This is a genomic window from Bradyrhizobium sp., from assembly GCF_049512235.1.
Classification (GTDB): domain Bacteria; phylum Pseudomonadota; class Alphaproteobacteria; order Rhizobiales; family Xanthobacteraceae; genus Bradyrhizobium.
The window spans coordinates 1-17,833 of record NZ_JBEKXH010000092.1 but is presented as its reverse complement, the minus strand read 5'-3'; the positions used below and the strand labels follow the sequence as shown (position 1 = coordinate 17,833).

17 protein-coding genes and 1 pseudogene are annotated in these 17,833 nt (G+C 62.9%); 15 read left to right on the top strand and 3 right to left on the bottom strand.

The window, feature by feature from the left end:
- From ABSG20_RS11295 to ABSG20_RS11280, 4 genes and pseudogenes are all read left to right on the top strand, one after another.
- Nucleotides 1-1,302: VWA domain-containing protein (locus tag ABSG20_RS11295; RefSeq protein WP_423864585.1), on the top strand; the 1,302-nt coding region annotated here is incomplete at its 5' end.
- A gap of 98 nt (nt 1,303-1,400) precedes the next feature.
- Nucleotides 1,401-2,011, top strand: a pseudogene (locus ABSG20_RS11290) (class GN sortase).
- Nucleotides 2,012-2,196: 185 nt separating this feature from the next.
- Nucleotides 2,197-2,913 (top strand): DUF1614 domain-containing protein, encoded by a 717-nt coding sequence (locus ABSG20_RS11285; protein WP_423864584.1) that lies wholly within the window; start codon nt 2,197-2,199, stop codon nt 2,911-2,913.
- Between the two features lie 191 nt (nt 2,914-3,104).
- Nucleotides 3,105-5,333, top strand: coding sequence for an acetate--CoA ligase family protein (locus ABSG20_RS11280; protein WP_423864586.1), 2,229 nt, complete (start codon nt 3,105-3,107; stop codon nt 5,331-5,333).
- Nucleotides 5,334-5,432: 99 nt separating this feature from the next.
- Here the strand turns inward: ABSG20_RS11280 and ABSG20_RS11275 are convergent, their stop codons facing one another.
- Complete coding sequence (locus ABSG20_RS11275) at nt 5,433-5,717, bottom strand: GlsB/YeaQ/YmgE family stress response membrane protein (RefSeq protein ID WP_423864583.1); 285 nt, start codon at nt 5,715-5,717, stop codon at nt 5,433-5,435.
- A gap of 463 nt (nt 5,718-6,180) precedes the next feature.
- Here ABSG20_RS11275 and ABSG20_RS11270 point away from each other — a divergent pair, with 463 nt between their 5' ends.
- Complete coding sequence (locus ABSG20_RS11270; protein ID WP_423864582.1) at nt 6,181-7,371, top strand: sensor histidine kinase; 1,191 nt, start codon at nt 6,181-6,183, stop codon at nt 7,369-7,371.
- Nucleotides 7,372-7,383: 12 nt separating this feature from the next.
- Here the strand turns inward: ABSG20_RS11270 and ABSG20_RS11265 are convergent, their stop codons facing one another.
- Complete coding sequence (locus ABSG20_RS11265; protein WP_423864581.1) at nt 7,384-8,190, bottom strand: transglutaminase-like domain-containing protein; 807 nt, start codon at nt 8,188-8,190, stop codon at nt 7,384-7,386.
- Nucleotides 8,191-8,521: 331 nt separating this feature from the next.
- On the opposite strand from ABSG20_RS11265, the gene ABSG20_RS11260 reads away from it, so the two are divergent.
- The 4 genes from ABSG20_RS11260 to ABSG20_RS11245 all read left to right on the top strand — a co-directional run bounded on the left by ABSG20_RS11260 (nt 8,522) and on the right by ABSG20_RS11245 (nt 9,731).
- A complete protein-coding gene (locus tag ABSG20_RS11260; protein WP_423864580.1) occupies nt 8,522-8,791 on the top strand; it encodes a hypothetical protein in 270 nt (89 codons plus the stop codon).
- Nucleotides 8,788-9,090, top strand: a complete 303-nt coding sequence (locus ABSG20_RS11255; protein WP_423864579.1) for a hypothetical protein — start codon at nt 8,788-8,790, stop codon at nt 9,088-9,090. Before ABSG20_RS11260 ends, ABSG20_RS11255 begins: the two co-directional genes overlap by 4 nt.
- A gap of 73 nt (nt 9,091-9,163) precedes the next feature.
- A complete protein-coding gene (locus ABSG20_RS11250; RefSeq protein WP_423864578.1) occupies nt 9,164-9,358 on the top strand; it encodes a hypothetical protein in 195 nt (64 codons plus the stop codon).
- 97 nt (nt 9,359-9,455) lie between these two features.
- The gene (locus tag ABSG20_RS11245) at nt 9,456-9,731 is read left to right on the top strand and encodes a DUF1488 family protein (protein ID WP_423864577.1); all 276 of its coding nucleotides are present in this window, start codon (nt 9,456-9,458) and stop codon (nt 9,729-9,731) included.
- 15 nt (nt 9,732-9,746) lie between these two features.
- Here the strand turns inward: ABSG20_RS11245 and ABSG20_RS11240 are convergent, their stop codons facing one another.
- A complete protein-coding gene (locus ABSG20_RS11240; RefSeq protein WP_423864576.1) occupies nt 9,747-11,150 on the bottom strand; it encodes a TAXI family TRAP transporter solute-binding subunit in 1,404 nt (467 codons plus the stop codon).
- 309 nt (nt 11,151-11,459) lie between these two features.
- Here ABSG20_RS11240 and ABSG20_RS11235 point away from each other — a divergent pair, with 309 nt between their 5' ends.
- From ABSG20_RS11235 to ABSG20_RS11210, 6 genes are all read left to right on the top strand, one after another.
- Complete coding sequence (locus ABSG20_RS11235; protein ID WP_423864575.1) at nt 11,460-12,713, top strand: ABC transporter substrate-binding protein; 1,254 nt, start codon at nt 11,460-11,462, stop codon at nt 12,711-12,713.
- 279 nt (nt 12,714-12,992) lie between these two features.
- Entirely contained in the window at nt 12,993-14,252 is a 1,260-nt protein-coding gene (locus ABSG20_RS11230; protein ID WP_423864574.1) for an ABC transporter substrate-binding protein, read from the top strand.
- Nucleotides 14,253-14,329: 77 nt separating this feature from the next.
- On the top strand, nt 14,330-15,199 hold the full coding sequence (locus tag ABSG20_RS11225; protein ID WP_423864573.1) for a branched-chain amino acid ABC transporter permease: 870 nt from the start codon (nt 14,330-14,332) through the stop codon (nt 15,197-15,199).
- Entirely contained in the window at nt 15,196-16,149 is a 954-nt protein-coding gene (locus tag ABSG20_RS11220; RefSeq protein ID WP_423864572.1) for a branched-chain amino acid ABC transporter permease, read from the top strand. The genes ABSG20_RS11225 and ABSG20_RS11220 overlap by 4 nt, the downstream gene beginning before the upstream one ends.
- A complete protein-coding gene (locus tag ABSG20_RS11215; protein WP_423864571.1) occupies nt 16,146-16,895 on the top strand; it encodes an ABC transporter ATP-binding protein in 750 nt (249 codons plus the stop codon). The genes ABSG20_RS11220 and ABSG20_RS11215 overlap by 4 nt, the downstream gene beginning before the upstream one ends.
- On the top strand, nt 16,892-17,614 hold the full coding sequence (locus ABSG20_RS11210) for an ABC transporter ATP-binding protein (RefSeq protein ID WP_423864570.1): 723 nt from the start codon (nt 16,892-16,894) through the stop codon (nt 17,612-17,614). The genes ABSG20_RS11215 and ABSG20_RS11210 overlap by 4 nt, the downstream gene beginning before the upstream one ends.
- Nucleotides 17,615-17,833 lie beyond the last annotated feature (219 nt).

Genomic DNA, 17,833 nt, shown 5'->3' with positions numbered 1-17,833 from the left:
TTTCGCGAGCATGTCGGGGACGCCGATTATCTGCTGGCGTTCGTGACCCCACCCTCGATCGAACAGGCTGAACAGAAGCCGCCGGCCCGGGAAGTGATCTTCGTGATCGACAATTCCGGCTCGATGGGCGGCACCTCGATCACGCAAGCCAAGGCGAGCCTGATTTACGGCCTCGGCCATCTGCAGCCGGCCGACCGTTTCAATGTGATCCGCTTCGATCACACTTTGAGCGTGCTGTTCCCGAGCGCGGTACCGGCCGATGCCGAGCACATCGGCCAGGCCACCTCTTTCGTGACCGCGCTGCAGGCCGAAGGCGGCACGGAAATGGTGCCGGCGATGCGCGCGGCGCTGAACGATCCGCCGGACGCTGACCCAAACTACGTCCGCCAGGTGGTGTTCCTGACCGACGGCGCGATCGGCAACGAGCAGCAGCTGTTCGACACCATCACGGCGATGCGCGGCCGCTCGCGCGTGTTCATGGTCGGCATCGGTTCGGCGCCGAATACCTTCCTGATGACCCGCGCCGCCGAACTCGGCCGCGGCGCCTTTACCCACATCGGCTCGGTCGAACAGGTCGAGGAGCGCATGCGCGGCCTGTTTTCAAAACTTGAAAATCCCGCGGTGACCGGGCTTGCGGCAAAATTCTCCGATGCCGCGGCCGACCTGACGCCGGCGCCGATCCCCGACCTCTATCGCGACGAGCCGCTGGTGCTCGCCGCGAGGCTCGACAAGCTTGCAGGCTCGGTCGAGATCAAGGGCCGGATCGGCGACCGGCCCTGGGTCGTGACGCTGCCGATCGCCAACGCCGCCGAGGGCAAGGGCCTGTCAAAACTGTGGGCGCGGCGCAAGATTGCCGATGCCGAGATCGCCCGCACCATGCGGCAAGCGACGCCAGAAGATGCCGACAGGACCATCCTGGCGTTGGCGCTGGAGCATCAGCTTGTGACCCGGCTGACCAGCCTGGTTGCGGTCGACAAGACCCCGAGTCGTCCGGCGGCCCAAGCCCTCAAGCTCAGCGAATTGCCGGTCAACCTGCCGGCGGGCTGGGACTACGTCAAGGTGTTTGGTGAGCGGGCGCAGCCGCTCTCACCGCCGGCCGGGCGGCGCACGGAGGCCGGTGACGCGCGGCTGCAAATCGCAGCGGCGACGCGGCTGCCTGTTGTCGTCACCGCAATGCCCGACACGGTCACGCTGCCGAAGACGGCGACCGATGCCGAACTCAAGATGATATCGGGTGCGGTCCTGCTGGCGCTCAGCCTGATCCTGTTCCTGTTCAACCGGCGTCAGACCTTTGCGCGCTGAAGCCGGATGAAAGGAGAAGTTCCCCCAACCTTCTCCTCAAAGGCGCGCGCGGCCCTCGCCCCCGGGGCCACGCGCGCATCTCTCATCGAGGATAACCAATGCGTCGTTCCCTGGTATTGAGCCTTGCGCTCGCGCTCACCGGCCTCTCGCTGCTCGGTCAGGGCGCTTACATCCATGCCAAGGCTTTATTGGCACAGATTCTGCTGCAGCGGGCTTTCGACCAGACCATCGCCAGCGGGAGAAACGTAAAACCGTGGTCATGGGCCGATACCTGGCCGGTCGCGCGCATCGAGGTGCCGCGGCTTCATGCCAGCGCCATCGTGCTGGCCGGCAGCAGCGGCCAGGCGCTCGCCTTCGGCCCCGGTCACGTCGAACTCACAGCCGATGCCGGCGAGCGCGGCGTGGCGGTCTATTCCGCGCACCGCGACACCCATTTCCGCTTTCTCAGGGATGTCGCCATCGGTGATGACATCGTCGTCGTCAGAAGTGACGGGCAAACATTCCGCTATCGCGCGGACAAGAGCTCGGTCGTGCCTTTCGACGCTTCCGGCATCGATCCCACGGCGACGGCTACGAACTGGTGCTGTCGACCTGCTGGCCGTTCGATGCGTTGACGCCAGGGCCGCAGCGCTACGTCTTGCACGCCACCATGATGGGGCTCCCGCGCAGTACTGCCGCGGGCCGCCCAACCGCCACCTCACGAAATTGAATTCCGTCCGATTATGCAGCGACTCGATTCACCTCTCCCCGCGAAGAGCGGGGAGAGGGAGCGGACCGTGGCGGGCAGAGGGGGAAGGACCGTTCCGGAATGAGGCCTGAAGCACGACACGTCCTTGCCATTACCGCGATAATTTCCCAAATAGAGCTATAGCCTGATCCTGACCCGCTTGTATCATGAGTTCCCAAATGCACTATCTGCCGCTGACGCCGGCTTTGTTTTCAATCCTGGTGTTTCTGGCGATCGGGCTGATCATCCTGGTTCAGCTTCGCATCCTCCGCTATGCCTACATGCGGCTCGGCGTCGGTCCAGGCACCGCCCTGCTGCTGCTGTTCGGCTCGCTGATCGGCAGCTATTTCAACATTCCGATCACGGTCCTGCCGGGAACGCCGCTCAGGTCCGGGCAGATCGTCGATTACTTCGGCATGCAATATATCGTGCCGGTCGTCGTGTCCTGGCCGGGGACGGTGCTCGCCGTCAACGTCGGTGGCGCGGTGATCCCGACCCTGATGTCAAGCTATCTCGTGCTCCGGTACCAGCTCTGGCTCAAGGCGGCGATCGCAACAGTGGTGATCGCCTTCGTGATCCACATGATGGCAACCCCGGTGCCGGGAATTGGCATCGCCGTGCCGGTATTCGCCCCCGTGGTGACCACGGCCATCCTGGCCTTCATCCTGTCGCGCGAATACGCCGCACCCCTTGCCTATATCGGCGGCTCGATGGGAACGCTCGTTGGCGCCGATCTGCTCAATCTCGACAAGATCAGCGGCCTTGGCGCCCCGGTCGCCTCGATCGGCGGCGCCGGGACGTTCGACGGTATTTTTCTCACCGGCATCCTCGCGGTCCTGCTCGCAGGCATCGCCTCGCCATCGCGCCCGCGGCCGGCCTGGTAGGAAAGCCCTTTGCATGGCAGCCCGGCGGAGCCAGCGCCGCCGCGCGAGTTGCCACCCTCCCCGCCACCCCATAATAAGGCATCGAACGTCATGAGGAGTGGCGAAGAGAATGGCGATCGACAGATCGTTCATTTCGCATAAAGAAGCGAGCGGGAAGGATCGTGCCCATGGAAACCAAGCTGGACGCCGAGCTGGAAGCTCCTGTCGACGCCGCGCCGGTTGCTGCCGGCAAATGGTCCCCTTCGCCCGATGCAAGCGACATCGTCAGAAGCATTCATGCGATGCTGCATCCGCGCAACATCGTGGTGGTCGGCGCCACGGACAAGCCGGGTAACTATGCCGAGCGGATCTGGAACAATCTGATCAAATATCAATTCGAGGGCGGCCTTTATCCCGTCAACGCCAGGCGCGAAACCATCTGGGGCGTTCCCTGCTACAGGGATTTTGCAAGCCTGCCCGACAAACCCGATCACGTGCTGGTGCTGGTGCCGGCACGGTCAGCGGTTCAGGTGGTGCGCGAGGCCGGCGCGGCCGGTGCCCGCTCGGCGACCATCGTGACATCAGGCTTCAGCGAATTGCAGGACGATGAAAGCCAGAAGCTCGCTCATGAACTGCGAGAGGCCATAACGGAGAGCGGGCTGGCGGTCACCGGTCCGAATTGCCTCGGCAATCTCAGCGCCGGCGAAAAGCTGTTCACCAACATCGACGACCGCATCGTCACCATGGCAGCAGGTCCGGTGGCGATCGCCGGCCAATCCGGCGCGATCGTGATGGCGATCCGCCAGGCGCTGGAAGATCGTGGCATCGGCGTCGGCTACATGGTCACCACCGGCAACGAAGCCGGCCTCGAGACCCCCGATCTGATGAGCTATTTCGCCGCCGATCCCTCGATCCGGGTGATCGTGGTCTATCTCGAGGGCGTGCGCAACACCGCCGGCTTTCGCGAGGCCTGCAAGGCCGCGCGCGCGGCCGGCAAGCCGGTGATCGCGCTCAAGCTTGGAGCCTCCGAGGGCGGCCGCGCCGCGGCCATGGCGCATACCGGCGCGCTGGCCGGTTCGATCGAAACTTTTGACGCCATCGCGACCCGGGAAGGCGTGATCCGCGTGCGCGGCCTCGACGAACTGATCGAGACCACCGAATGCTTTGTTCACGCCGATGCGCCGAAAGGCGACCGCCTCGCTGCCGTCACCCTGTCGGGCGGCAAGCGCGGGCTTTTGATCGACGCCTTCCATTCCGCCGGACTGAATTTCGCGCCGCTCAGCCGGAACGCCTGCGATAAACTTGCGGAAATGCTCGGGCCCGGCTCCATCGTCGGCAATCCGCTCGACGCCGGATTTGCCGCCGTGGTCGATCCCACCGTCTACATGCAGTCGATCCGGATCATGATCGACGATCCCGACACCGACATCGTCATCATCGACGCCGAATTGCCGAAGTCCCCGCACGAACTCAGGGAACGCAATCTGCACATCGTCAACGAGATGGCCGGCACCGCCAGCAAGCCGGTGGTCTACATCTCGACGATGTCGATCGGCTTCACCGAATTTACAAAATCCTTGCGGCGGTCGCTGCCCCATATCGCCGTGATGCAGGGACTGGACCGCGCCGTCGGCGCCATCAAGGCCTTGATCGACTACACCTCGCTGCGCAAGGTGGTGCCGGATATTGGTTCAAGTTCGAGCGCCGCCGCGCGCGCGACACTGGAGAAGACGCTGAAGCACGCCCGCGGCGCCGCGCTTGACGAGGTCGCGTCGAAGAAGCTTCTGAAGGCCTATGGCATTCCCGTCTCGAAAGAAGAGATTGCCCAGAGCGCCGCTGATGCCGTGCGGATCGCCGGGAAAATCGGCTTCCCGGTCGTGGCCAAGGTCGTCAGCCCCGACATTCTGCACAAATCCGACATCGGCGGCGTGGTGTTGAACCTCAACAGCCCGGCCGAGGTCGGCAAGGCATTCAACGACATCACCGCGCGCGTGAAGAAATTGAAGGGCAAACGGAGGCTCGAGGGAATCCTGATCGCGCAGCAGGTCAAGGCCGAGCTCGAGCTCGTGGTCGGCGCCGCGCTCGATGCCGAGATGGGCCCGGTGGTGCTGTTCGGCACCGGCGGGATCGACATCGAACTGATGAAGGATGTGGCTTTAGCCGGCGCGCCGCTGGACGCGACTGAGGCCAGGGAATTGATCGGCCGGACCAAGGCCGGCGTCAAGCTTAGGGGTTATCGCGGCAAGCCGGCGCTGCACACCGCGTCGGCCGTGAAGGCTCTGGTGGGCCTGTCCAACCTGATCGCCGACGCCGGCACCAGGATCGCCTCGATCGATATCAATCCGTTCCTGATCAATACCAGGACCGGCGTCGCCGTCGACGCACTGATCGTTCTCAACAACGCCGCGGCTAACGATGCTTCAAGGCATTTAGGCCGATAGCGGCGGCCGGTGGCGACGGCTCAATCTCTCGTCGTCCCGGCCGTGAGCCGGGACGACAGCAAGCGGCGGAAACGAACCGATCGCACACGCGATCATGGTTTACCAGCGACGGCTGTAGCCGAAGCCGCTGCCCCGCACCAGCCTGATGATCAGAAGCAATATCATGGCGCCGATGGTGGCGTTGATGATGGCGCCAACGATGCCGGCACCGAGGTGAATACCGAGTTGAGGCAACAGCCAGCTTCCGATGAAGGCACCGACAATGCCGATCAGGAGATCGCCGATCAGCCCAAAGCCGCCGCCTCGAACGATCTGACCGGCCAGCCAGCCCGCCACGATACCGACGATAAGAATAACAAGAAGACTTTCACCCGACATGTTCATAGCGTGTCCTGTTCATTGCGCGTCCCGCGCGTTGTTGAGTTTACTGATAAGGAAGTCGATCGGCTTTGATGGATGCCCCGGCTTCGCCGGCTTTCGCCTGCGGAGCAAAGGCGGGCAAGGCTGCGACCGCCGCACCCGGCAGCAAAAAATTGCCAGGGACACGAAAGATATGTTCAGGAACTGCTGACTGTGGTGGTCGCTATCCCCTCCGCGTTCGGGGACTGAGCTAAAATGCCCCAGGCGAACATTAGTTCCGTGGCGTTTCGCTCGACGCGACGATAAACATCATCCCCAATTCATTTCTGATTTGGACTCGCTATTTGTCCGCGATAGGCGCAGCAATGCGGATGCTGATCGGATCTGACCACAGGCCATCGCCTGCCCGATGTTTACGCGCCACCGTCGAGCGACCGCCTCGGGACGATCCTGCTATCGGCACACTTAGAGAGTGTCAGGGCTGCCCATGTTGACAGGTTCAACCGTTGTGCCGAACGTCCTGATCGTCGAAGACGAGATGGTGCTGCGCATGCGCGCCGTCGACATCGTGGAGGATGCCGGGTTTTGTCCGGTGGAGGCCGTCAACGCCGATGAGGCCCTCTCCATTCTTGAGTCCCGCTCGGACATCGCGCTGCTGTTTACCGATATTCAGATGCCCGGGAGAATGGACGGCCTGAAACTGGCCCATGCGGTGCACGATCGCTGGCCCGCCATCAAGATTATCCTGGTTTCCGGCCGGGCCACACCGTCGGACGCGGAAAGGCCGGCCGATAGCCGCTTCTTCAGTAAACCGCTGGGTGGGGAGCAGATGATCACCGAACTGCAGGCCATGGTGGGCTCGGGCGCGCTGAAGATGGTTCCCAACACCAAGATGTCGTCGTCGAACGAGATGTTGCACCGCCCGGCGCCTGTCGCCTTGTCGCCCCGCACCGCGCAGGAGGCCGTGTTGACGGCAGAGAACGACAGCCTCCGTTTGTTGCTGGAACAAGCCGGCATCGACGCCGAGACCTTGCTTGCGCAAGCCGGGATCGACGCCAAGGAGCGTGAGGCCGCCGACAAGCTGCAGAAGCTGATCCTTGGGGAACTGCATCATCGCATCAAGAATACGCTCGCGACCGTGAGCGCCATCGCGTCGCAAAGCTTGCGGGCCGCGACCAGCATCGAGCACGGCCAGAAGGCCATCGAAGGCCGCTTGATCGCGCTGGGGCGAGCCCACGATCTCTTGATGCAGGTCAGCTGGGCCAATGCCAGCCTCTCCCACACCCTGAGCGGCGCGACCGAGCCCTATGACAGCCGGGGCGCCAGACGATTCCATTTCAACGGACCGGATCTCAGGATTACCTCCGGCGCGGTGATCGCGCTGGCGATGACGTTCAACGAACTGTGCACCAACACCACGAAATTCGGCGCACTCTCGATTCCGACGGGGCGCGTGGAAATCGCCTGGACCGTGGACACGGAGAAGCAGCGGCTCCATCTTACCTGGACCGAGAGGGGCGGCCCGCCGGTCGCGCCGCCGTCACGCCGAAGTTTTGGAACCCGCGTGATGGAATCTCTGGGCCAGCAATTGAACGGCCAGGTGCGACTGGCCTACGAACCCACAGGTTTTGTTTATGCGCTGGATGTGCCGCTCGGCTCGATCATAGCGGCTGGGTGACGATCACGGCACCTAGACGACTTCGTCGGTCCAGACTTGAAAGCTGATCAGCGTATTTGGCCCGAAGGTCTGGGTAATCGGAACGTCGGCGGCATCGCGGCCCTGGGCGATCAGGACGCGGCCGATCCGCGGCATGTTGTTGCGGGCATCGAAGGTGTACCAGTGGCCGCCGAGATAGGCCTCGAACCAGCCGGCGAAATCGCCCGGCGGATAAGGCGGCGGCATGCCGATGTCGCCGAGATAGCCGGTGCAATAGCGCGCCGGAATGTTCATGCAGCGGCAGAGCGTGACGGCAAGGTGGGCGTAGTCGCGGCAGACGCCTTTGCGTTCATTGAACACTTCCCACGCCGTCATGGTCGGGCGCGCATGCTCGTAACCGAACGCGATGTGGTTGTGAACAAAATCACAGATCGCCTGCACCCGTGCCCAGCCCAGCGGGGTGTTCTCAAACAGCTTCCACGCAATATCGGAGAGCCGGTCGGTCTCGCAGTAGCGGCTGCCGAGCAGATAGACGATGGTCTCCGCCGGCAGTTCCTCGACGGCGTGCTGCCAGGCCGACCCCACCATCACGTCGGGCAGGCCGCTGTCGCGCACCGTGCCATCGGCCGCCAGCCGGAAGCGCCCGGCTGGCGCCACCATCCGGCTGCACCAGTTGCCGAAGCCGTCGCGATAGGGCGTGATCGGCACGGAAGGGCTGGTGGTCAGGTAATCGGGCACGATGATGTCGGAGGCCCGGGTAAAGTGCACGCCCAGCACCGTGATCATCGGCGTCGGCTGCGGAAAGTCGTAGATCATCTCGAAGCCAACTCGAATCTTCATGAAAACACCTGATCCCGACCGTTGCAGCGATCCAAAGAGGCCGTCCCGCCGGCACCGGGGCACCTGTCCAGTGAGCCTTCGGTGGAACGTATCGCCGCCCACCAACGCCTGATCGCGCGACCATCCGGCCTGATGATTCGCGCCATTATGCCCGCCACACTGCGCAAGTGGCTACGCCAGCCGCCGAATACAATAAGGCAAAGCTGCCTTTATTCGGGCAATGAGGCAGGTGCGACGACAAAGCATTAGCAAATCGGACGGAATGAGCGCACGGTCGATGCATGCACATCGATCGCGTCGGGGTGGGGCTCCTTGCAATAGAAGGTAGAGCATGACCATGCGCTCGCGGCACGAAATCATCACCTTCAGGCACCCCTTCTGCATCAGGGGGATCGATCGCCTGATGCCCGCGGGGGCCTACGAGGTCGTTACCGATGAGGAGATGATCGAAGGATTGTCGTTTGCCTGTTACCGCCGTGTTGCCACCATGATCATGGTGCCGGCGGCGGCCGCGCCCCGCGGCGCCACGATGGAGATGATCTCGATCGGCTCGGTCGATCTGTCCGATGCGCAGCGCATCGACGCGAGCGCGCCGGCGTGAGCGACGAGCCGCTCGATCTCGACAAGCATCGCGGCATGGCCGCCCAAAAGGCCACCGATATTCGTCGTCGTCTGGCCGAAGTCGAGAGCAACGCCAAGGACCTGCGCGCCCGCCTGGCGGCGGTCGAAGGCCATCTGCTGTCGGCCGCGGCAGCCTCCTGGCCGGAAGCGGCCGACAAGGCGAGTTATGTCCTGAATTTATACGCCGCCGGCCTGGCTCCGGACGATAGCCACCATCGCGACCTGGTCGCGGCCGTGCTCGCGGATTTTGCCCGGCTCTCCAACGCGGAGCTGAATTGATTGTTCGCCCAGTAACCTTGAAACCTCCCGCGCTCGATCAATGATCGGGCGCCAAAGCCTGAAAGCAAACCCGATGCAGAATCTTTCGCCGCGCCACGTCAAGACCGAGGAATCACTGCGACTGGGTGTCGTGTCGGGCTGGTACTCTACGAAGGTAAGCGGAACATTCGTCTCCGGGCCGCACGATTCCGAATCCGACTGCCTGCGCAGGATCGCGGAGATCAATCCGCCGCCGGTAAAGCCCGTCAAAGTGGTTCGCGCCGGGTAACGATTACACAGCTGCAGCGGAGTACAGGTCCAGCGGAGTCTTGCCGTCGATCGGGACGCCGCTCGAAGGCAGCAACGTCCTAAGGGAGGCAGGCAAAATGGCGCTGACACGTGGCAGCTTTCGCGGATACGAATATGACCGGATGGTGGTGCTGTTTTCCATGGTTGACGACCAAAGAGAGATACCATGCGCCGTCAGCACCGCCGCCATGGACGATCTGGAAAAACCGGCGCGAACCAAGTCGGACCAGCGCGAAGCGCAATTCATGCGGCTGCGCGATCGGATCGAAGAGCGTGCCGCCAGCAAGGTCCTGGCAAGGGAGTTCGAGGGCACGCCGCCCGGCATTATCCTGCGCAGCATGGATTTTCGATAACAATACGTCTGGCTGCTAGCGGGCGCGCATTCGCGGCAGGTCGGCGGCGATGGCGTTGAGCGCCGTGCGTCTGTCGACCACTGCGTGATGAAACTGTTCAAGCACAAGACCGTAGGCTGCGAGATCGCCCACTTCGATGGCGCCATCGTCAAAACATTCCAGCGTCTCGCGCAGGATGGCGTCCGCCTCGGATTGCAGCGTGTCCAACTCCTCGAGACTATCTATCTTTCGCACCAGTGAAATCGCGGCCAACAGCTTCTCGCGGTGCAGGGTATTCAACCTTCGCTCATCCCGCTTGATATAGTGGCGCAATGCGGCGCTGCCCGATCCGAGCACGGAAAACAAAAGCACCGCACCCCAGATATAGTCGCTGTACTTGTCCATGAAGCTGCGCTCATTGCCGTCAATGAACGCCGCGGCGGCGGGGTGTGCGGGCAACGCGGCATCCTTGTCGGTATCCGGCTTCTCGATTCTGGCGGCGATCGGCAATTCCCTAGCAAGCGAGGGCCGCACCTCGAACAGCTGATGGATAAACGCCCCGACGGCGTTTTCGGACAGGGAGTGCGGCGCGACGATCAGGTGATTGACGGCGATGGTCTCGACCTTGTCGTCAGGCCTGGCGGGCGACGTGCTGAAGGAGCTGGCTGGAATTTCCTCGGATTCGTAGAGCGGGTGCTTCTTGGCGATCGCTTCCGAGACGTCGATCGGAAGGAACGCCGGTTCGCCCCTGGTGCGGGCGGTCGCAACGATGGCGTCCGCGGTGATCTTGCTGTCGAGCGGGCCCACCGTCATGAACGCGTCGATCGAGGGATCGCGCACCATTTCGGCGATTTGATCGACGCCAAATTGCGAGATCGCCACTTTTTCGGGATTGACGCCCGATTCCGTCAGGATGACGCGGAACAGCGTGACATTGACCTCGGTTCGACCGACCACGCCGACGCGATGACCGGCGAGATCATCGATCGTCTTGATCTTCGGTTTGGCTTCCCGCTTGGATCCCTGGCGGGGAGGGCCGGAGGCTGACCACAGCACCACGACGTTCTTGCGCAGGATGGCGACGGATGTGGTTCCATCGGGCATTTCCTCGTCGTCCCGGGCGACCGCGAGATCGGTTTTGCCGTCTTTAAGCAGGGAAATACTGTCAACCGGGCCCGCCGTTGTGATCAACGAAAGCCGCACCGGACTTCCGTCAAGGGCAAAGGACTGCGCCAAGGCCTGAACCAGTTTCTGGTCGTCGCTTCCTGAGGGACCGACGGCAATCCGCAAGGTGGTCGGCCGAAGTATGAAAAGGGCAGTTCCGGCAAGGGTTGCGAAGGCCAGCAAACCAAGGGCCAGCAGCAGAAACGGCGAGCTCTTTCGCTTCCGTCCCCGGACCGACAGGTCTATTGCGTCGTTCAATCCGTCCGATGGGGACATGGTGCTGCCAAGCCGCGAAAGCCACCCGATACAGCCCGCAGCCTAGCACGTTTCGCGGCGCCGGACTAACCAGCCCGCGCGACGCCCTGAGGTGGCAAGCCAGCCATGATGCAGACGGCGATCCATAAGCAATGTCCTGGACTGGAGTAGACTAGGCCGAAGGTCGCAGGCCTGCACCGGCTTATTGTTGCCAAAAGTCATTTTGGCGGGTTACGCTCTGCCCAGAACGGCAACGAAGAGTGCCGGCCATCAAAACACATCTTGCCATTTTGGCAGGTCAAGACACGTCATCTTGTCTGGGAGGACAGCATGGGTAGCTCGCAACGGCCTTGGTCGGTCGATCGGCGGTCACTTCTTAAGACCAGCGCCGCGATTGCCGCGGTGCAATTTTCAGCTCCTTTCATCATCAAGGCCCGCGGCGATACGCCGGTGCGGATCGGAATGGTCGATCCGCTGACGGGGGTCTATGCCGCGATCGCCCAGGGCGAAGTGGTCGGAGCGAAATTCGCCGCTGATGAGATCAACAAAAAGGGCGGCATTCTCGGTCGCCCGGTGGAATTATTGATCGAGGATTCGGCCAACGATGTCGGCACCGGCGTGCAAAAGACGCGCAAGCTGATTGAACGCGATCAAGTGAGCTTCATCATCGGCGACGTCAATTCCGGCATCGCGATCGCGATGGCGCAGGTCACCAGCGAAAAGAAGGTGCTGCACATCGTCTCGGGCGGACATACCGATCCGATCACCGGCGCCAACTGCTCGTGGAACGTGTTCAGGGTTTGCAACTCCACCACCATGGACGCCAATGCCATTGCCTCGACCCTGATGGAGAAATTCGGCAAGAAGTGGTATTTCCTGACCCCGGACTACGCCTACGGCCACTCGGTGCAGGCCGGCTTCGAAAAGCTCCTGAAGGCCGCGGGCGGCACTTCGGCGGGCTCGCTGGTGCCGTTGGGAACGCCGGACTATTCGGCCTACCTGATCCAGGCCAAGGCCTACAATCCGCAGGTTCTGATCAACGTCATGGGGGGCGGCGACCAGGTCTCGAGCCTGAAGCAGTTCGTCCAGTTCGGTCTGGACAAGCAGATGGCGGTCGGCGGAACCTTGTTCGAGCTGGAAAGCATCCGCGCCGTGCCCGATGGCGCGCGCGTTGGCTGGTGGACCATGGAATGGTGGTGGGACCAGCCGGATGTGCCGCATGTCGCGGAATTCAATGCCGCGATCAAGAAGATCACCGGCCTTGCGGCCACCGCGCGCAACTGGTTCGGCTATGCGTCGGTGCAGACGCTGGCGCTGGTCGCGAACCAGGAGAAGACGCTCGATGCGCCGAGCCTCGCCCACGCGCTGTCCGGATTCAAGCTGCCGCCGGAGATAGCGCTGCAGCCGGGCGCGCCGGCCTACCGCGCCGGAGATCACGAACTGATGAGCACGGTATTCGTCGGCGAGGCGCACCCGCCGCAGGGCGATCCGGACAACATGTTCACGGTGAAGAATCCGGTGCCCGGCGAAAAAGCCGCCGGCCCGGCCGAGGACACCGGCTGCAAGATCCAATGGCCGGTCTGAGATTGCACGACATCGCGGCCGATGCGCGGGCGCACCTGGTAGTCGTAGGATGGGCAAAAGCCAACGGATCGCGCGAATGCGCGATCGATGGCGTGCCCACCATCTTTTCGCCTCTGAAATGGTGGGCACGGCGCAAGCGCGCCTTTACCCACCTTACGCACTGGATTGCTTCGTTGCGGAGCCCGTCATCGGGCGCGCGTTCGCGCGACCCGTTGGCGGCTCGCAATGACGGCTGATAAGCACCTCAGAGACTAAAAAACAATCCCGCCAGGAGGCAGTATGACATCGACCAGCAAATCGACATTCGATCGCCGCACGTTCATCACCGGCGCCGCCGCGCTCGGCGCCTTTCAGGTGGCCTCGCCGTTTATCATAAAGGCGCGGGGCGAGGCGCCGATCCGGATCGGCATGGTCGATCCGCTCACCGGCGTCTACGCCGCACCTGCCGGCAACGAGGTGATGGGCGCGAAATTGGCCGTCGAGCAGATCAACGCCAAAGGCGGCATGCTCGGACGGCCGGTCGAATTGCTGGTGGAGGACTCCGCCAATGATGTCGGCACCGGCGTGCAGAAGGCGCGAAAACTGATCGAGCGCGATCAGGTCAACTTCATGATCGGCGACGTCAATTCGGGCATCGCCGCCGCGATCGCGCAAGTCACCGCCGAAAAGAAGATCCTGCATATTGTATCCGGCGGCCACACCGATTCGATCACCGGCAAGGATTGCAAGTGGAACGTCTTCCGCGTCTGCAATACGACGCGGATGGAGGCCAACTCGGTCTGCAGCGTACTGTTCTCCAAGTATGGCAAGAAATGGCACTTCATCACGCCCGACTACGCCTTCGGCCACACGCTGTATGACGCCTGCACCGACGATCTGAAAAAGCTCGGCGGCAGTGTCACCGGCAACGAACTGACGCCGCTCGGCACCACGGATTTCTCCGCCTATCTGATCAAGGCTCGCGCCGCCAATCCGGACGTGCTGATCCTTCTGGTGCAGGGCTCGGACATGATCAACTGCCTCAAGCAGGTGGTGCAGTTCGGCCTCGACAAGCAGATCCATGTGGCGGGGACCCAGCAGGAGCTGGAATCGCTGGCGGCGCTGCCGCCGGAAGCCCGCATCGGCATCTGGATGTTCGAATGGTACTGGAAACAGCCGGGCATTGCCGGCGTCGACAGGTTCGTCGCCGATATTCGCAAGGTCAACAACGGCAATGTGCCGACCGCGCGGCACTGGTTCGGCTACACCTCGGCCATGACCTTTGCGCTGATTGCGAACCAGCAAACCACCACCGACGCGGTCAAGCTCGCCGGCGCCCTGGAGAACTTCGAACTGCCCGACGACGTCAAGCTGCAGCCGAACAAGTGCTACTACCGCAAGGGCGATCATCAGCTGATGACATCCGCCTTCGTCGGCGAGGCGCAATCAAAGGGCAAGGACGATCCGGAAGATCTGTTTCGTGTCGACGAAGTCGTCGCTGGCGACAAGACGGCGCCAGCCGTTGCGGACACCGGCTGCACGGTGCAGTGGCCGTCCTGATTTGATGGCCGTCCTTTCCATGATCCGGGAGCCGGCGCTTCCCGGCATCTGATGCATGGTTTTCTCAGGGGTGCATGATGACGCAACTTCTCCTGTTCAACGTCACCAACGGGCTGATCATCGGCGCGTTCTACGTGCTGATGGCGCTCGGGCTCTCGCTCATTCTCAATCTGAGCAACGTCATCAACTTCGCCCATGGCGGCTTTCTCGTCATCGGCGGCTACATCGCCTACACCATCACCCCCTATGTCGGCTTCTGGGGCGCGCTGCTGCTGGCGCCGCCATTGACCGCCGTGATCGGGCTCGCCGTCGAACGCGTGCTGATCCGGCCGCTCTATGGACGCGACCCGCTGTATAGCCTTTTGCTCACCTTCGGCCTCGCCTTCATGATCGAGGACGGCACCCGGTTCATCTGGGGCCCGCAGGGCAAGCCGGTCACCATCCCGCCCTTTCTGGCGCAGCCCCTGAGCAACGAACTGTTCTTCATCACCGGCTATCGGCTGTTCATGGTGGCCGTGGTGATGATCGCCGTGGCCTTGCTGTTCCTGCTGCTGCGCTATACCCGCCTGGGGATCCGCATCCGCGCCGGCACGCTCGACCTCGAAACCGTCGCGGCGCTCGGCATCAACGTGCAGATGCTGCGCTCGCTCAATTTCGCGGTCGGGATTTTTCTTGCGGGTCTCAGCGGTGTTCTTGCTGCCGGACAACTCGGTCTTGAACCGACCATGGGCACCGGCCTGTTGATGCCGAGCTTCATCGCCATCATCGTCGGCGGCATCGGCAGCCTGCCGGGAACACTGGTCGGCGGCCTGCTGATCGGGGTGGCCTCCGGTTTGACCGCGGTGTTTCTGCCGGCGGCCAGCGAGGCGGTGATCTACGTCATGATGGCGGTGGTCCTTCTGGTACGCCCGCGCGGATTGTTCGGCGAAGAAGGAATGATGAGTTGAGCGGCGGGCAGATACGCAAGTTGATCGTGCTGGCGGCGATCTGGGCGACGCTATTGCTGGCGCCCTATTGGATGGTGCCACTGGGCGGCTATACCGCGCTCGCCACCCGCGTGCTGGTGCTCGGACTGGCGGCGATGTCGGTGAATTTCCTGCTTGGATTTACCGGCGTGCTGTCGTTCGGTCATGCCGCCTATTTCGGGCTCGGCGCCTATGGCGCCGGCCTGACGCTGAAATATCTCGCGCCCTCTACGCCGCTGGCGTTGCTGCTTGGAATGCTGCTTGGCGGCATCTGCGGCGGCATCCTCGGCACGCTGATCGTGCGCCGGCGCGGGGTTTATTTCGCCATGGTGACGATCGCGTTCGGCCAGGTGTTCTACTACATCGCCTTTCAGTGGAATTCGCTGACCGGCGGCGACGACGGACTGCGCGGCTTCTCGCGTCAACCGCTCGATTTCGGCGCCTTCAAAATCGACATCCTCTCCAACGCCGACAATTTCTATTTCTTCGTGCTGTTCTGCTTTGCGCTCGTGGTCGGCGCCATGGCATTCGTTTTGCGCTCGCCGTTCGGCCGCACCATGATCGCGATCCGCGAGAACGAGCGCCGCTCCCGCTTCCTCGGCATCCCCGTCGAACGGCACATCTGGATTGCGTTCACTCTGTCCTGCTTCTTCATGGGCTTTGCCGGCGCGCTCTACGCGCTAGTCAACAACTTCGCCGATCCAAGGGGCCTGCATTACAGCCAGTCCGGTGATTTCGTCATGATGGCCGTGATGGGCGGCATGCGCAGCTTCTGGGGTCCGCTGCTCGGCGCCACCGTGTTCGTGGTGCTGCAGGATTATCTCTCCAGCATCACCGTCAACTGGATGTCGTTTGTCGGGCTGCTGTTCGTCCTGGTGGTGTTGTTTTTCCCGCGTGGCCTGCTCGGCTTCCTGCAGCGGAGCAAGACATGAACGTCCTGGAAATCAGCAATGTGACAAAGCGCTTCGGCAATCTGGTGGCGGTGCGCGAGGTCTCGCTCAACGTCGCCAAGGGCGAACTATGCGCGATCATCGGGCCCAATGGCGCGGGCAAGACCACCTTCTTCAACCTGATCTCGGGATTTTTTCCGCCGACCTCGGGCTCGATCAGCTTCGATGGCCGCGACATCACCGGGGTCTCAACCCATCAGCGGGTCACGCTCGGCATGGCCCGCACGTTCCAGATTACCGAGATCTTTCCGGAACTCACCGTGTTCGAGAATGTCCGCATAGCCGCTGAGGTCGCCGGCGGCTATCGGTTGCGGCCCTGGATCAACCGTTCGGAGGCGGCAAAAATCCATGCCGACGTCGAGGCGACGCTCAAGCTGGTTGCACTGGAAAGCAAGACCGACAGACTGGTCGGCGAGCTCGCCCATGGCGATCAGCGCGCCGCCGAGATAGCCATGGCGCTGGCCTTGAAGCCGCATCTCTTGCTACTCGACGAACCCACCGCCGGCATGGGCGACCAGGAAACCTTTGAGATCACCCAGCTGATCCGCCGCCTGCACCGCGATTCCAGCTACACCATCGTTTTGATCGAACACGATATGCGGGTGGTGTTTCACCTCGCCGACCGCATCTGCGTGCTCGATCAGGGCCGCATGCTGGCGCAGGGCACGCCGCAGGAGATCGCCGCCAACGAGGCCGTGCAGGCCGCCTATCTCGGTCATGCCGCATGATCGCCGCCCTGACCGCCGAAGGCCTGCACACTTATTACGGCAAGAGCCATATCCTGCACGGCGTCAGCCTCGGCGTCGCCGAGGGCAGGATCACCGCTCTGCTCGGACGCAATGGCGCGGGCAAGACCACGACGCTGCGCAGCCTGATGGGGCTGACGCCGGCACGCGAGGGCAAGATCACGGTGTTCGGCGAGGAAACCACGCGCTGGCCGACCTTCCGCATCGCCGCCTGCGGCGTCGGCTATGTGCCCGAAGGCCGGCGCATCTTCGCCAATCTCAGCGTCGAGGAGAACCTCAAGGTGCCGCTGGAGCGCGGCGGCCCGTGGACCATTCCGCGCATCTACCAGCTCTTTCCCCGGCTCGAGGAGCGCAAGCTCAACCGCGGCCGCCAGCTGTCCGGCGGCGAACAGGAGATGCTGTCGATCGCGCGCGCGTTGCTGCTCAACCCGCGGCTCCTGATCCTCGATGAGCCATCGCAGGGGTTGGCGCCGCTGATCGTGCGCGAGGTCTTTCGCATCGTGCAGCAGATGAAGGCCGAGGGCATTTCCGTGCTTTTGGTCGAGCAGAACGCGCGCATGAGCCTGGAAATTGCCGACGACGCCTATGTGCTGGATGACGGCATGGTGGTCTATGCCGGACCGGCGGCCGATCTGGCCGCCGACGAAGCCCGGGTCCGCGCGCTGGCCGGCGCCAGCGCCGAAGAGTGGACGGTGGGGTGAGCGGGTCAGATCGTCATGATCGCCTGCGCCCGGCGCGAAATGGATTGCTTCGCTTCGCTCGCAATGACGGGGTGAGAGTTTCGGCAAGCCTCAAGAAGCTGGTCATTATGGTTCGTTCTCACGCCCTCAATACCCGAACGCGTGCGGCAGGGCGGTGCTGATGACCGGCACGAACGCGATCATCAAAAGGCACAGCAGCAGCAATCCGAGATAGCCCAG